Genomic DNA, 14,884 nt, shown 5'->3' with positions numbered 1-14,884 from the left:
AAATCGGTTCCCGTAACCAAAACAGTGATTTGAGTCAATTCGCCCGACTGCGCGGCGTGTGGGCGTCGACAGGAGCCGGGAATCCGAGGTCAGTTTGCCAGCCCGTACCCCCGGCGAAAGAGCGCCACGTCGAGGGCGACGACGGCGATCGTGAGTCCCGAGAGCACGGCCAAGGAGATGTTCGGGTCGACCTCGCTGACGCCGAGGAAGCCGAACCGGATCCCGTTGACCATATAGATCATCGGATTCAGAAGCGACACCTGCTGGAGCGTCGCGGGGAGTTCGTTCAGCGAGTAGAACACCCCGCCGAAGAAGACCAGCGGGCGGAGGATGAACTGGTTCAGCATCGTCAGGTCGTCGAAGTCGTCGGCCCAGAGCCCGGCGATCACGCCCAGGGCCGCGAAAAGCAGCGTAATCACGGCGCCGAACGCGACGAGATAGAACGGCCGGACCACGCCGACCGACGTGAAAAAGGCGCCGATGAGCGCAATGAGAGTTCCGACGATTGCGCCGCGGATCGCGGCTGCCAGGACGTACGCACCGACCATCGTCCGGTACGGGAGCGGCGAGGTCAGAACCTCCTCGATGTACCGGTTCCACCGGCCGTGGAAGATGTTGAACGACGTGTTCTCGAAGGCGTTGGAGATCGCTCCCAGGACGACGAGTCCCGGGAGAATAAACAGGATGTACGGGACGCCGATTATCGTGTCGATCCGCTCGCCGAGGATGACACCGAACACCGAGAAGTACAGCACATTGGTGATAAAGGGCGGGAGAAAGGTGTTCTTCGGGCGACGGACGAACCGGAGGATCTCGCGGCGGAGCAACGCGAGAAACCCCGTGAACTCGGTGCTCACTGCGAGGCCACCTCTGGTGTTGCACGTCCCTGCCCGCTCCGCGTCATTTCGACGAACACCTCTTCGAGCGACGTGCGCTGGATCTCCAGGTCGACGATCTCGTGGCCGTCCTCGTCGAGTCGGCGGACGATATCGGGCGCCACTAGTCCGCCCTGCCTGGCAGTGACGACGAGTCGCGTTCCGTCAAGGTCGACAGACTCCACCCGGTCGTCGTCGGCCCCGAAGTCCGGGACTGCTGTCGGTTCCTCGCGCAACTGGACGACGACGTCGTCGGTGCCGCGGTCCATCAGCTCCTCGGGGCTGGCGACGTCGAGCACCCGGCCGGAATCGAGGATCGCGACCTCGTCGCAGAGCCGCTCGGCTTCCTCGATGTAGTGGGTGGTCAGCAGGATCGTCGTCCCGCGCCGGTTCAGGTCGACGATTGTCTCCCAGAGTTCGTGGCGGAGCTGGACGTCGACGCCGGCGGTCGGCTCATCGAGGATGAGGAGGTCCGGATCCGTGATGAGCGCTCGCGCGAGCATAAACCGCCGCTTCATCCCGCCTGAGAGCCAATCGAAGCGGGTGTCGCGCTTGTCGTAGATGCCGACCCGCTTGAGCACTTCGTCAGCCCGTTCCTCGGCGCGGTCCGCGGATATCCCGTGATAGCCGGCCTTGTGTTCGAGGACCTCGTGGATCGGGAAGAAGCGATCGACGTTGAACTCCTGGGGCGCGAGACCGATACAGTCGCGCGCCGCCTGGTAATCGTCCTCCACGTCGTGGCCGAATACGCGGGCCTCGCCGCCGCTCTTGCGGACGAGTCCGACGAGGACGTTGATGAACGTCGTCTTTCCCGCGCCGTTGGGGCCGAGGAGCCCGAAGAACGACCCCGACGGCACGGTGAGGTCGATCCCGTCCAGCGCCTCGACGTCGCCGTATGACTTCCGTAAATCGCGTGTCTGGATCGCAGACTCCATTCTCCTCGGACTCCGTCCTGCGCGGACCTAAGGTCACCGAAGGCGGCGCGAGTTTCTCGTTGTCCACGGTGACTCGTGGATTTCGTAGCGCGCGCGACTCATCGGCCGACGAAACACCGATACGAGTCGGTCACGAGAGACAGGCGTGGACGAGCCAACGACTACCCGGAACGGCGGTCCCGACGACGACCCCGGAACCGTCGAAATCGTCGACGGCGACGAACCGGGCCCTGCGGTCGAGCCGGCGCCCGCAGAGCGAGTAGCGCGGCTACGCCGGGTCAGCCACGCACTCGACAGCGCGGTCGAGATCCCGTACATCCACGTCCGGATCGGCCTCGATCCCCTCCTCGGGCTACTCCCCGTCGTCGGCGACGCGACCGCGACGGCGGCCGCGGCGTACATCGTCGTGGAAGCCGCGGCGCTCGGCGTCCCGCGGGCGACCCTCGCGCGAATGTGCCTGAACCTCCTCGTCGACGCGGTTGTCGGCTCGATCCCGCTCGTCGGCGACGCGTTCGACGTCGTCTGGCGGGCCAACGACCGGAACGTCCGCCTTCTCGAAGCCCGACTGGACGACCCCGGCGGCGAGCGTCGGGACCGTCGCGTCGTCGCCGCACTCGGCGTCGTCCTCCTCGGTTTTGTTCTCATCGTCGGCGCGGGAGCCGCCGTGGCGGTCTGGTGGCTGCTGGGGCTGACGGGCCTCGTCTGAGTGTCCTCGTGGGGACCGGCGGCACGGTCGCGTCGGGGCCGTCGGACACACAGTAGCGAACAGTCGGCACAGTAGTCGCGTTCGGAGTTCGGGACGGACGCGATTTTTCCCACGCCGATGTGCCGAACACCCGCTATCCGGCGCAGGGCAGTTCTTACGTCACAGGGCCGCTGGCCTCGCCTTCGTATATAAACGCTCGCCGGTTCCCGAGCCGGGACGCTGCCGACGCTGGAAGGGCAAGACAGAAGCGGCGGCCGCGAGTGTATCCCGTATGAGCATTCTCGCCGACGCCCGCGCGCTCGTAGCGCAGGATCCGGTCTGTGACGCCTGTCTCGGCCGGGTCTTCGCCGAGCGGAGCCACGGGCTGACGAACGACGAGCGGGGGAAAAGCCTCCGCATCGCCGCTGAACTCGACGACGACGAGCCACACACCCCGGTCGACACCGCGGACTGCTGGGTGTGTGAGGGACTCTGTGCGGAGTTCGACGAGTGGGCCGAGCGATGTGCGGCGGCCGTCGAGGGTGTCGAATTCGACACGTACCAGGTCGGCACGCGCCCGTCGCCGCTCCTCGAAGAGAACGAGGTGTTGCTCCGAGAGACCGCCGGTCTCGCCGAGGATGCCGGAGAGCTATTCAAATCCGAGTTCAACCGCGAGGTCGGCAAGCGGGTCGGACGACTCACCGACACGACCGTCGACTTCGGCCGGCCGGACGTCCAGTTCACGCTGGATCTCGAAGCCGACACTGTCGAGGTGGACGTCCACTCGGCGTTCGTCTACGGCCGGTACCGGAAGCTCGAACGCGACATCCCACAGACCGAGTGGCCCTGTAACGCCTGTCAGGGGTCGGGATACATCGGCAAACAGCCATGCGAGAAGTGCGACGGCACCGGCTACCTCTACGAGGACAGCGTCGAGGGACTGACCGCGCCGGTCGTCCGCGACGTGATGGACGGCACCGACGCCAAGTTCCACGGTGCCGGCCGGGAGGACGTCGACGCGCGGATGCTCGGCACCGGCCGCCCGTTCGTGATCGAGGTGATGGAACCGCGCCGCCGCGACGTCGACGTCGAGCGGCTCGAGGGCGACATCAACGCCTTCGCCGAGGGACGCGTCGAGGTCGAGGGGCTCCGGCTCGCCACCTACGAGATGGTCGAGCGCACCAAGGGACTGGACGCCTCGAAGCGCTACCGCGCGACCGTCGCGTTCGGCGCCCCCATCGGCGCAGACGAATTAACGGCCGCTCTCGAAGCACTCGAAGGCGCGACGGTCGAGCAGTACACTCCCCAGCGCGTCGACCACCGGCGGGCGAATCTCACCCGGACACGCGAGGTGTACGAAGCGACCGGTGAACTTGAGGATGCCACCCACGCGACCGTCGAGATCCACGGCGCCGGCGGGCTCTACATTAAGGAACTTATCTCCGGGGACGACGGGCGGACGGAGCCGAGCCTCGCAGGCCTGCTGGACGTCGACGCCGAAGTGACCGCCCTCGACGTCGTCGGCGTCTACGGCGAATCGGAGCCCTTCGAGGACGAAGCCTACTTCCGGGACGAACCGGCCGAGGCCGCGGTCGACGCTGCAGTCGAGGATAAGGAGACGACCGAGGCGGACGACCAAGAGACAGCGGAGGAATGACGGCCGACGCCACGAGCATCGGCAGCGACGAGGCCGGCAAAGGGCCCGTTCTCGGTCCGATGGTCGCCGCCGCAGTGCGTGGGGCCCCCGAGCAGATTCCGGACCGCGTCGACGACTCCAAGCAGCTTTCGGTGGCCGTCCGCGAGGAGATTGCCCGGACGCTGCGGGGGCAGTCGGACGTCGCGGTCGGCGTCGCCGTGATCGGGACCGAACGGATCGACGACGCGGAGACGGATATGAACTCCTTGACTGTCGCCGCCCACGCCGAGGCGGTGGCTGCGGTGGCGCAGGAAGGCGACGCGCTCCTCGCGGACGCCGGCGACGTCAGCGAATCGCGGTTCGCCGAGCGCCTCCGTGACGGTGTCGCGGATGCCGGCACGTCGATCGACGTCCGTGCCGAACACGGTGCTGACACGAGGGACCCATTGGTGGCAGCAGCCTCTGTCGTCGCGAAAGTCCGGCGCGACGCACTGATCGGCGAACTCGATGCCGAGTACGACGAGTACGGGCCGATCGGGAGCGGCTACCCGAGCGATCCGCAGACGCGCTCGTTCCTCCGGAGATACGTCGGCGAGACGGGCGAACTGCCGGCGTGTGCGCGGTCTTCGTGGTCGACATCAGCGGACGTGCTCGCGGCCGCAGAGCAGTCGTCGCTCTCGGAGTTCTGATTTTCGATTCGGCCCCGGTGGGTGCGCAACGACAGCCTTCTGCTGTGGATCGCCCGCCCGAGTAAGACCGTCGACGGGCGCCTCAACGCCGGGGTTCGGATTCGTCGCGGCAGCCGTTGCGCTCCTCGTGTCAATCGCCGGAGTCCGGTTACGGGCGTAAGCGGCTCGATTAAGCGGGGCCTACTCGCGCACGCTGTTCGCTTGTCGGCTCTGGTCCGGGTTTCGTACTGGCCGAGCGGAAAATCAGCGGGAAGCCTAACGCATCGCATCCAGCGCGACGTACGACTCCTCTGTCGCAGAGATCCACGTCGTTGTGAGTTCCGTCGGCGTCGCGTCAGCGGGATAGATCGTACACTCGTCGGGCGCGTCGTCGTACTCCTCGATCCGCGCGAGGCAAGTCTGTTCGGGCAGGTCGACCTCGCTTACGGGGCCGACGCGGGGAACGTCGACGTCGTGTGGGCCGTCGGTATCAGGGAGATTAGTGTCGGTGGACATCTGTCGGACCTCGTTTTCCCGTTTCGGGATGCGGCGAACGGTCATCGCTTCGGTACACTTCGCTATTGATGCGGGTTTGTATTTAAATAGTCGCCTATTACCGTAGGCTGAGAGTCGTTTCTCTGCCGGGATCCGTTGTCGTCGCCGAACGTGAAACCCCCATCGAAGCGGGCTCGCGCGCCTCATACTGATTACTCTCGTCTCTTCCCGCCGAGCGCCGCTAACGGGGATGGCGCTCGGGCATAAACAGTGAGAGTAATCAGTATCAGCGGTTGATCGTCGTCAGCGACCGGAGGATGTCGCCGTACGCCGGCCGGGTTACGAGGACCCCGACGAGCACACCGAGGATGGTGAAGATCGCGAAGCCCTGGAGGTCGCCCAGAGAGAGGATCGCCAGCGGCGACATCGCGATGATGGTGGTCGCCGCGGCCGCGCCGATCACCCAGAACGCCTTCCGGAAGCGCGAGCGGAACACGCGTCTGGAGTTGATCTCGCCTTCGGCCATCACCTCGTCGGCGATGATGATCAGGTCGTCGACGCCGGTCCCGATGACCGCGATGAACCCGGCGATGACCGACAGATCCAGCGGGTAGCCGATGCCGGCGGCGAACCCGAGGAGGATGACGACCTCCGAGAGCGCCGTCAGGACCATCGGTGCCGCGATGCGGACGTCACGGTATCGAAGGAAGACGACGCCGCTGACAGCGAGGACCGCGATGATTCCCGTGAGAAGCGAGTTGACCCGGAAGTCGGCCCCCTGTGTCGGGGAGATGTACGAGGTCGTCCCCCCGCTCTCACGCGAGAAATCGAGTTGTGCCGGCAGCGCGCCGGCGCGGAGGTTGATCGAAACCTCCTGCGCTTCGGAGATGTTCGTCGTCTGCAGTTGGAAGACGGGGTCCTGTGACCACTCGCCACTCCGGAGGCTATCCGCGAGACCGGGACTCATCCCGAAGGCGTTGGTCACCTCGCCGTTGACGACGAGGAGGAGACACGGGTCGGTGCCGTTCGGATTCTGTTCGTAGGTGCAGCGCGTTCCTCCCGGTTGGGCGAGCCCGGTCTGCTGCATCGACTCCTGAAATTCGGGAGCCGCCGACTGAGCGACCGTCACCGGGACGTACGCGCCGCCCCTGTCGTCTTCTTGTGCCGGGCCCTCGTTCATATCCTCCTGCTGAAGGACGACTTCCTGGGCATATCCGTCCCCGTTCTCTTCGGGATAGTACGCCTCGACGACGACTGTCCCGCGCTCACTGACGAGTTCTCGTACGGATTCAGTGTCCTGGTTCGGGACTTCGATCAGGACGTAGTTGTCGCCCTGTGCGGTCGTCACTTGCTGTACCGTTCCGCCGGAGAGGCCGGCCGCGTTGACCTTCTCCTGCAGGACGTTGACGACTCTGTTCCGCGTCGTCTCGGTGACGCCCTCGCGGACCGTCTCGTACTCGTAGCCGGCGTCGTCGAGCGCCGCGGCGAGATCGTCGGGACTGACGTTCTGGGCCGTCACCTCAACGGTGTTCTCCGTCCCCGACTGGGGCTGGGCCGTGGTCTGCTGTCCGGCCGGCCCCCCTGAACGGGCGATCACGTCCACGGGGGAGACACCCTCCAGTTCCGCAGCGACCGCTTGCTCGACCGCCGCCGTATCGTCCCCGCCGAAGTCGACTTCCTCGGCTGTGACGCCGACGAGCGGGGCTCGGACGCGTGTGCCGCCCGATAGTTCCAGCCCGTACTGGAGGTTCGTCGTGCTGCTCTGGGCTGCGATGTCGCCGCCGGCCGCGCCGTCGTCTGCCGCGAGCGTCGGTGAGAAGAGGGCGAAAAGCGAGATCAAAAGGAAGACGACGAGCAGAATCACCCGCCAGTTTTCACGTATATTGACCATCAGCGGTTCACCCCCTCGTACTTGTACCAGCGGAGCAGGCTCAGGTTCAGCATATAGGTGTTCATAAGGTCAGTCGCGAGTCCGAAGACGAGCACCGTCCCGATGGCCGCAAGCAGTTGGATACCGAACAACGTCGCGGTGATCGTCATCACGATCATTGCCACGATGGACGTCAGCGTCATCGTGACACCGGTCCGCATCGCCCGGTACGTCGACTCGTAGAAGTCACCCGAGCGGCGGAGGATGTGGTTGTTCAGCAGGATGTCGGAGTCGACCGAGTACCCGATGAGCATCAAAAGCGCAGCGACGGTCCCCAAGGAGAGTTCGATCCCCAAGACGTTCATCAGCGCCAGGGGGATCGCGATGTCGGAGAACGCCGAGATCACGATCGCAATCGACGGGACGAACACCCGGAACATCGCGAACACGAGCAGGCTCATTCCGAGGAATGCGACCCCGAGACCGCCGAGCGCGAGGATCTGCGTGTCGCCGCCGAAGCTCGCCGAAACCGACGAAATCGACCGCACGTCGAGTCCGGCGTCCTCGGCTTGGCGCTCCAACTCAGTAGCACCGACCGAGCCCCCGTCGGACTGGAACGTCACGACGTAGACGTTCTGTGCCGGGACGGATCGGATCGATTCCGGCTCCGCGGAGAACGCTTCACGGATCTGTTGTTCGGCCTCCTGCTGTGGGCCGTCGATCGCGATCTGGACCTCGGTGCCCCCGGTGAACGCGATGCCCTGGTTCACGGGTGAGCCAGTCATCACGAACCACCCCGCGATGATGAGGAGCGCCACCGCCAGGATGGCGAGCGGGATCGCCGCGAGCTGGCGGTTCGTGTACCGGGTGTAATCGACCTCCGGTACCGTAAACTCGACCATAGGTGCCGGTGGAGAGCCGCGCCGAATAAGCCTTCTTATACCTCGCCGTGGACAGTCCGGATTCGACTCGCTACGGGAGATAGCGGACCGAGAGGACGCCCGGTGCCGACCGGACTTCGACGCGGTTGACACCCAGACGCGCGGCTCGCGCGAGTACCTGTTCGTCGTCGAGGACGTCTTCCACGGCCGCTTCGATCTCGCCCTCGGGGACAGTAATCACGTGGACCTCGCCCGTTCCGGCGCGCGGTTCGCGGGTGAGACCACCGACGTCCTGTGCGGCCGCCAGTTCCTTCGAGTGCGCCGTCGGCGGTTCCTCGCTCCGCTCGACGGACAGCGAGCGTCGCGACTCCGTCTCCACCAGCTGGTAGGAGACGTTCATCGGCGGATCGGGCGCGACAGCGCCCTCGACGACGTCGTCGCGCTCGACGCCGGGGTTCGACGAGAGCGTGTGTACCTGTCCGGTCTCGACGTCTTTGAGCACCGCCGAGGCGTCGTCGGCAGCAGTCACCAGAAACGTGCCCTCGACGCGCGTCTCCGCCGTGTCGGGGTCGGTGTCGGTCATTACCGGCCGTTCTCGTTCGGTGCACTTGCGGGTTTCGTCGCAGGGCTATCCGAATGCGAGACCGCTTCGCTCGTCCGAAGAGGCAACGGGGGACGACGAAGGCCGCTCACCCGAAGAGGCAACGGGGGACGACGAAGGCCGCTCACCCGAAGACCTGGTGGACGATAGCGACGAGCGCCGCTCCCACGAGCGGCACGCTCCACGACAGAGCAGGCGGGATCGCATAGAGGACCGCGATCACCGGCGCGAAGAGGCCGCTCGGCTGTGGCCGCATCACGGTCTCGCCGTCGAGGACGAACGTCTCCGGCATCGACGCGACGATGCCGAGATAGACGGAGAGCAGGAAGACGAACCCCGCGATCGCGAGTGTGGTCTCGTGGCGGACGGAGGATTCGCTCCCGCGTCGTCGTCGACGAGCGACGATCAGGACCGGCGCGACCGCCGGCAGCACGACCAGGAGGCCGACCACGACGTAGAAGGACCGCGAGAGCGTGAGTGAACCACCCTGCCCACCGGTGGTTCCAGCGATCAGCACGACGAGTGCGATGGTGACGAGAATGCCGACGAGCGCGCTCGCGACCGCGCTCGCGAGGACGTAGAGTTTGAACACCCGCGACTCGCTTTCCCGAAACGCGTAGGGGAACGCCCCGAAGACGCCGTTGTAGCCCGATGCCATCAGTTCGGCTTGGATGTGCGGTGATTTGATCCTGTCGGCCCTGCGACGGCGGTGACAGCGCACCGTAGCCACGACCAGACGGGACCGACCGCTTTTTCGTTGCGGCCCGCGGTCGGGTAGGTATGCACGTCGATCTCGGCAGCGCTCTCGGCGCGACGCCCGGTGTCTCCCGGGAGTCGCTGGAACGGCTCGACGAACAGGTGGCGATCGCCCACGAGCGGATCGAGGCCGGCCGCAACGACCACGAGCACGGCTATGCAGCCCTGAATCTTCCCGAGACAGTCGATCTCGATGCGATCCGATCAGCCGTGGAACCGTTCAACGATCCCGCGGCGGTCCTGACGGTCGGCATCGGTGGGAGCGCGCTCGGAGCGGCGACATTCGCCGACGCCTTGGCCGGGCCGGACGATCCGGACGCGTACTTTCTCGACAACGTCGACCCCGAACACGTCTCCCGGCTGTTGGATTCGCTTCCGCTGGACCGGACGGTCGTCAACGTCGTCTCGAAGTCGGGGACGACCGCCGAGACGCTCGCGAACTTCCTGGTCGTCCGCGAGGCGATGGCCGACGCCGGCGTCGACTGGACCGAGCGGACGTTCGTGACTACCGGCGAGTCGGGCAACCTCCGGGCGCTGGCAGAGACACAGGACCTGCCCGCACTGCCGGTGCCGGAGGGCGTCCCCGGCCGGTTCTCCGCGCTGTCGACCGTCGGACTGACGATGGCGGCGATCCAGGGGCACGACCTCGACGCGATCCGGGCCGGCGCTGCCGACGCCGCCGGCGACCTCTCGGGATCGCTGTTCGAGACGCCCGCGTACGCCTACGGCGCGACGACGTACGCGCTGGCCGAACGCGGCGCGGACACGAACGCGGTGATGCCCTACGCCGAGCGACTGGAGACGTTCGCCGAGTGGTTCGCCCAGCTGTGGGCCGAGAGCCTCGGCAAGGACGGGATCGGACAGACGCCGGCGCGGGCGCTCGGGGCGACCGACCAGCACTCACAGCTCCAACTGTACCGTGCCGGGCCACACGACAAGCTCGTGACCCTCCTGCGGCCGCGGGAGCGCCCCGACCGTGCGATCCCGGAGACGGATCTCGACGGCCTCTCGTATCTCGGGGGCGCGTCGCTCGGCGAGTTGCTCGACGCAGAGTTCGAGGCGACGGAGGCGAGCCTCGCGGCGTCGAACGTGCCGGCCATCCGCGTCGAGATCGACGCGGTCGACGAGGAAAGCCTCGGGGCGTTGCTCTACGAGATGGAGGCGGCGTGCATCCTCTACGGCGAACTCGCGGCGGTCTCGACGTTCACCCAGCCGGCCGTCGAGTGGGGGAAACGCGCAGCCCGCGGGCTGCTCGGCGGCGGCGACTTCGAGGAGGCCGCGGCTGTCGAGGGACGGACGAGCCTCGTCGTGGAATAGCGGTTGGAGGGAACGAGCGGACGGAGGGGCCGCTTTGCGAGAACGAACAGTCGGCACAATTCTGGGCTCGCGTCGGGTTCACGCCGGCGTAGCGCCCGTCGTTCCCACGTCGTCGTGCCGAACTATCGCCGCGTTTGCAACTGGTAGCGCATTCGGTCGCACGTCCCCGTGCGATCGATCGCGCGTAGACTTGCAAACGCGACGATACCGCTGCCCGACGCGGGGCAGTCCTCAGCGCACACGGCCGCTGGCCCCGGTATCGGATATAAATCTTCGTCGGCTGTCGGCGTTGTTCGCGAGGCTCCCTCGTCGCCTGCGGCGTTATCCTCGTGGTCACGCCGTTTCTCATGGACCTCGCCACAACACCTTTATCGGAGACGGTCGTGGGTGAGCGTGACACGAGTGCAGAGAACACTCGTGACGGTGAGCCGTGCTTCCGCGATCCGAAGTTGGCAAGGATTAAATGGCTGCCTTTCCAACCGGGCTGTAGTATCCCGTGACCACTTCTTCCCCACCAAACACACAGCATACCCAGCTATGGTAGACGTAAACCAACACGAGCTCGTCCCCGAGCACACGCTCATCGACGAGGAGGAGGTCGAATCGGTGTTACAGCAGTACGACACCGAACGAGCCAATCTCCCGAAGATCAAGCGGAAAGATCCCGCGCTGCCCGACGAGGCGGAGATCGGTGACGTCGTGAAGATCGTTCGCGACTCCCGAACCACAGACCGAGCAGTCTCTTACCGACTGGTGATCGAATGAACCGACAGGACCGACGCGTCGTCTCGCGCGAATACTTCTCGGAGGAACGGCTCGCAGAACACCACTTCCGCTCGTTCAACAACTTCCTCGAACGGGGGATGCAGGAGGTCGTCACCGAAAAGGAGCGGATCGAGACCGACATCGGCGACAAGGAGGGCGAGGAGCCCGTTTTCGTCGAGCTCGGGGACGTCCGCATCGAGACCCCGCGCGTCCGCGAGGCCGACGGCTCCGAGGAACTCCTGTTCCCGCAGGAAGCCCGGCTCCGAAACATCACCTACGCCGCGCCCGTCTTTATGGAGATGTCCATCGTGCGCGGCGGCGAGGAAGAGGAGGAGATCGTCGTCGACACCACCGAGACAAAGGTGGGTCGGATGCCCATTATGGTGGGCTCGACCAAGTGCAACATCCACGGCCTCACCGACGAGGAGCTGATCGAGATCGGCGAGGACCCCGTCGACCCCGGCGGCTACTTCATCGTCAACGGCTCCGAGCGGGTGCTGATGACGAGCGAGGACCTCGCGCCGAACAAGATCCTCGCCGAGTACGACTCGAAGTACGGCGACGAGATCCAGGTCGCCAAGACGTTCTCCCAGCGCCGCGGGTACCGCGCGCTCGTCCTCTGTGAGCGCAACCGCGAAGGCCTGCTGGAGGTCTCGTTCCCCTCCGTCTCGGGCAGCGTCGACTTCGTGACGCTCGTCCGCGCCCTCGGACTCGAATCCGACGAGGAGATCGTCCACCGCGTCTCCGACGACCCCGAGATCGTGAAGTTCATGCTCGAAAATCTGGAGGAGGCCGACGTCCAGACCGAGCAGGAGGCAATCGAGACCCTCGGGGAGCGCGTCGCGGGCGGCCAGGGCAAGAACTACCAGCTGAAGCGGGCGAACTACGTCATCGACCGCTACCTCCTGCCGCACCTCCACGAGGACGGCGTCGAGGACGAGGACGTCCGCATCAACAAGGCGTACTACCTCTGTCGGATGGCCGAGGCGTGCTTCGAGCTCGCCTTAGAGCGCCGCGAGTCGGACGACAAGGACCACTACGCCAACAAGCGCCTGAAGGTCTCCGGCGACCTGATGAAGGACCTCTTCCGGACGGCGCTGAACAAGCTGGCCCGCGACGTGAAGTACCAGCTCGAACGGGCGAACATGCGTAACCGCGACCTGACCGTCAGCACCGTAGTCCGCTCGGACGTGCTGACCGAACGGCTCGAACACCCGATCGCGACGGGCAACTGGGTGGGCGGCCGGTCGGGCGTCTCACAGCTCGTCGACCGGACCGACTACATGGGCGTGCTGTCGCACCTGCGTCGGCTCCGCAGCCCGCTGTCGCGGAGTCAGCCGCACTTCGAGGCCCGCGACCTGCACGCGACCCAGTGGGGCCGCATCTGTCCCTCCGAGACCCCCGAGGGACCGAACTGCGGCCTGGTGAAGAACTTCGCGCAGGCGATGGAGCTCTCCCAGAACGTCGAGGACGAACAGTCGCTCAAGCGCGAACTCGCGTCGATGGGCGTCGAAGGAATTCCCGGTATCGAGGGACCGGCAGCCGGCACACCCGCGGACGATTAAAAAATGGCTCAGGCACAACGAGAGGCGAAAGTCTACGTCAACGGCAGTTTGGTCGGGACGCATCCCGACCCAGAGCAGCTCGCAGAACAGATCAGAGAGGCGCGCCGCCGCGGCGACGTCAGCGACATGGTGAACGTGTCGGTCAAAGAGCGGACCCGCGAGGTCATCGTCAACGCCGATTCGGGACGCGCACGGCGTCCGCTGATCGTCGTCGAGGACGGCGAACCGCTCCTCGGCGACGAGGAGATCGAGGCAGTTGAATCAGACGCCTTAGACTTCGAGGACCTCGTCGAGCGCGGCTACGTCGAGTTCATCGACGCCGAGGAGGAAGAGGACATCTACGTCGCGGTCGACGAAGACGAGGTCACCGACGAGCACACCCACCTCGAGATCGACCCGCAGCTCATCTTCGGGATCGGCGCGGGGATGATCCCCTACCCCGAACACAACGCCTCGCCCCGCATTACGATGGGCGCTGGGATGATGAAGCAGTCACTCGGGCTGCCCGCGGCGAACTACCGCATCCGCCCCGACACGCGGCAGCACCTCCTGCATTACCCGCAGCTATCGATGGTCAAGACGCAGACCACAGAACAGATCGGCTTCGACGAGCGCCCAGCGGCGCAGAACTTCGTCGTCGCCGTGATGTCCTACGAGGGCTTCAACATCGAGGACGCCCTGGTGATGAATCAGGGCTCGGTCGACCGGGCGATGGCCCGCTCGCACTTCTTCCGGACCTACGAGGGCGAGGAACGCCGGTACCCCGGCGGCCAGGAGGACCGCTTCGAGATCCCGAGTCAGGACGTCCGCGGCGCCCGCGGCGAGGACGCGTACACCCACCTCGACGAGGACGGCCTCGTCAACCCCGAGACACGGGTCGACGAGAACTCGGTGCTGCTCGGGAAGACGTCCCCGCCGCGGTTCCTCGAAGAGCCCGACGATATGGGCGGGCTCTCCCCGCAGAAGCGGCGTGAGACCTCCGTGACGATGCGCTCCGGCGAGTCCGGGGTCGTCGACACGGTTACCCTGATGGAGGGCGAGGACGGCTCCAAACTGGCAAAGGTGTCGGTCCGCGACCAGCGGGTCCCCGAACTCGGCGACAAGTTCGCGTCCCGGCACGGCCAGAAGGGCGTCGTCGGCCACCTCGCACCCCAGGAGGACATGCCGTTCACCGAGGAGGGCGTCGTGCCCGATCTCGTGTTGAACCCGCACGCGCTGCCATCGCGGATGACTGTCGGCCACGTCCTGGAGATGCTCGGCGGCAAGGTCGGCTCCCTCGAAGGCCGGCGCGTCGACGGCACTGCCTTCCAGGGTGAGTCCGAGGACGAGCTCCGGGACGCCCTGGAGGACCACGGCTTCAAGTCCTCCGGCAAGGAGGTGATGTACTCCGGCGTCACCGGCGAACAGATCGAGGCGGAGATCTTCGTCGGGACGATCTTCTATCACAAACTCTACCATATGGTGAGCAACAAGCTGCACGCCCGCTCCCGCGGGCCGGTGCAGGTGCTCACCCGCCAGCCCACCGAGGGGCGCGCCCGCGAGGGCGGCCTCCGACTGGGCGAGATGGAGCGCGACACCGTCATCGGCCACGGCGCCGCGATGGTCCTGCAGGAACGCCTGCTGGACTCCTCCGACAAGGAGACGGTGTACATCTCCGCGGACACCGGGATGGTCGCCGTCGAGGACCGCGGCCAGCGCCGCATCTACGACCCCGTTACGGGCGATGAAGACGATATCCACGAGATCGAGATCAGCTACGCGTTCAAACTTCTCCTCGACGAGATGATCGCGCTGGGCATCCGACCACGCCTCGACCTCGAAGACGCAGTCTAACC

Annotated in this window: 14 protein-coding genes; 7 read left to right on the top strand and 7 right to left on the bottom strand. The window is 66.0% G+C overall.

The features are described 5' to 3' along the window. Positions 1–89: 89 nt before the first annotated feature. Together RJT37_RS16640 and RJT37_RS16635 are read right to left on the bottom strand one after the other, a co-directional pair. The gene (locus tag RJT37_RS16640) at positions 90–857 is read right to left on the bottom strand and encodes an ABC transporter permease (protein ID WP_313686204.1); all 768 of its coding nucleotides are present in this window, start codon (positions 855–857) and stop codon (positions 90–92) included. After that, positions 854–1,810, bottom strand: coding sequence for an ABC transporter ATP-binding protein (locus RJT37_RS16635; protein ID WP_313686202.1), 957 nt, complete (start codon positions 1,808–1,810; stop codon positions 854–856). Before RJT37_RS16635 ends, RJT37_RS16640 begins: the two co-directional genes overlap by 4 nt. A 145-nt stretch (positions 1,811–1,955) precedes the next feature. On the opposite strand from RJT37_RS16635, the gene RJT37_RS16630 reads away from it, so the two are divergent. The 3 genes from RJT37_RS16630 to rnhB all read left to right on the top strand — a co-directional run bounded on the left by RJT37_RS16630 (position 1,956) and on the right by rnhB (position 4,820). After that, a complete protein-coding gene (locus RJT37_RS16630) occupies positions 1,956–2,516 on the top strand; it encodes a DUF4112 domain-containing protein (protein ID WP_390209069.1) in 561 nt (186 codons plus the stop codon). 271 nt (positions 2,517–2,787) lie between these two features. Next, entirely contained in the window at positions 2,788–4,152 is a 1,365-nt protein-coding gene (locus RJT37_RS16625; RefSeq protein ID WP_313686201.1) for a tRNA pseudouridine(54/55) synthase Pus10, read from the top strand. Beyond that, on the top strand, positions 4,149–4,820 hold the full coding sequence (rnhB, locus tag RJT37_RS16620; protein WP_313686200.1) for a ribonuclease HII: 672 nt from the start codon (positions 4,149–4,151) through the stop codon (positions 4,818–4,820). The genes RJT37_RS16625 and rnhB overlap by 4 nt, the downstream gene beginning before the upstream one ends. A 255-nt stretch (positions 4,821–5,075) precedes the next feature. Here the strand turns inward: rnhB and RJT37_RS16615 are convergent, their stop codons facing one another. The 5 genes from RJT37_RS16615 to RJT37_RS16595 form a co-directional block, all read right to left on the bottom strand. Then, positions 5,076–5,315 carry a DUF7511 domain-containing protein gene (locus tag RJT37_RS16615; protein ID WP_313686198.1) on the bottom strand — a complete coding sequence of 80 codons (240 nt, stop codon included), beginning with the start codon at positions 5,313–5,315 and terminating at the stop codon, positions 5,076–5,078. 265 nt (positions 5,316–5,580) lie between these two features. Beyond that, positions 5,581–7,185, bottom strand: coding sequence for a preprotein translocase subunit SecD (locus RJT37_RS16610; RefSeq protein WP_313686197.1), 1,605 nt, complete (start codon positions 7,183–7,185; stop codon positions 5,581–5,583). Further along, on the bottom strand, positions 7,185–8,066 hold the full coding sequence (secF, locus tag RJT37_RS16605; protein ID WP_313686196.1) for a protein translocase subunit SecF: 882 nt from the start codon (positions 8,064–8,066) through the stop codon (positions 7,185–7,187). Before secF ends, RJT37_RS16610 begins: the two co-directional genes overlap by 1 nt. Before the next feature lie 70 nt (positions 8,067–8,136). Beyond that, positions 8,137–8,628, bottom strand: a complete 492-nt coding sequence (locus tag RJT37_RS16600; protein ID WP_311170675.1) for a DUF5812 family protein — start codon at positions 8,626–8,628, stop codon at positions 8,137–8,139. Positions 8,629–8,770: 142 nt separating this feature from the next. Continuing rightward, a complete protein-coding gene (locus tag RJT37_RS16595) occupies positions 8,771–9,304 on the bottom strand; it encodes a DUF8056 family protein (protein WP_313686194.1) in 534 nt (177 codons plus the stop codon). Between the two features lie 122 nt (positions 9,305–9,426). On the opposite strand from RJT37_RS16595, the gene RJT37_RS16590 reads away from it, so the two are divergent. From RJT37_RS16590 to rpoB, 4 genes are all read left to right on the top strand, one after another. Continuing rightward, positions 9,427–10,719, top strand: a complete 1,293-nt coding sequence (locus tag RJT37_RS16590; RefSeq protein ID WP_313686192.1) for a glucose-6-phosphate isomerase — start codon at positions 9,427–9,429, stop codon at positions 10,717–10,719. A 537-nt stretch (positions 10,720–11,256) separates the two neighbouring features. Beyond that, entirely contained in the window at positions 11,257–11,484 is a 228-nt protein-coding gene (locus tag RJT37_RS16585; RefSeq protein WP_313686190.1) for a DNA-directed RNA polymerase subunit H, read from the top strand. Beyond that, on the top strand, positions 11,481–13,049 hold the full coding sequence (locus RJT37_RS16580; protein WP_311170671.1) for a DNA-directed RNA polymerase subunit B'': 1,569 nt from the start codon (positions 11,481–11,483) through the stop codon (positions 13,047–13,049). The genes RJT37_RS16585 and RJT37_RS16580 overlap by 4 nt, the downstream gene beginning before the upstream one ends. A gap of 3 nt (positions 13,050–13,052) precedes the next feature. Next, positions 13,053–14,882, top strand: a complete 1,830-nt coding sequence (rpoB, locus tag RJT37_RS16575) for a DNA-directed RNA polymerase subunit B (RefSeq protein ID WP_313686188.1) — start codon at positions 13,053–13,055, stop codon at positions 14,880–14,882. Positions 14,883–14,884 lie beyond the last annotated feature (2 nt).

Source organism: Halobellus marinus (assembly GCF_032113415.1).
Lineage (GTDB): Archaea > Halobacteriota > Halobacteria > Halobacteriales > Haloferacaceae > Haloquadratum > Haloquadratum marinus.
The sequence above is the reverse complement of the archived record's forward strand: the minus strand, read 5'-3'. Positions and strand labels throughout refer to the sequence as shown.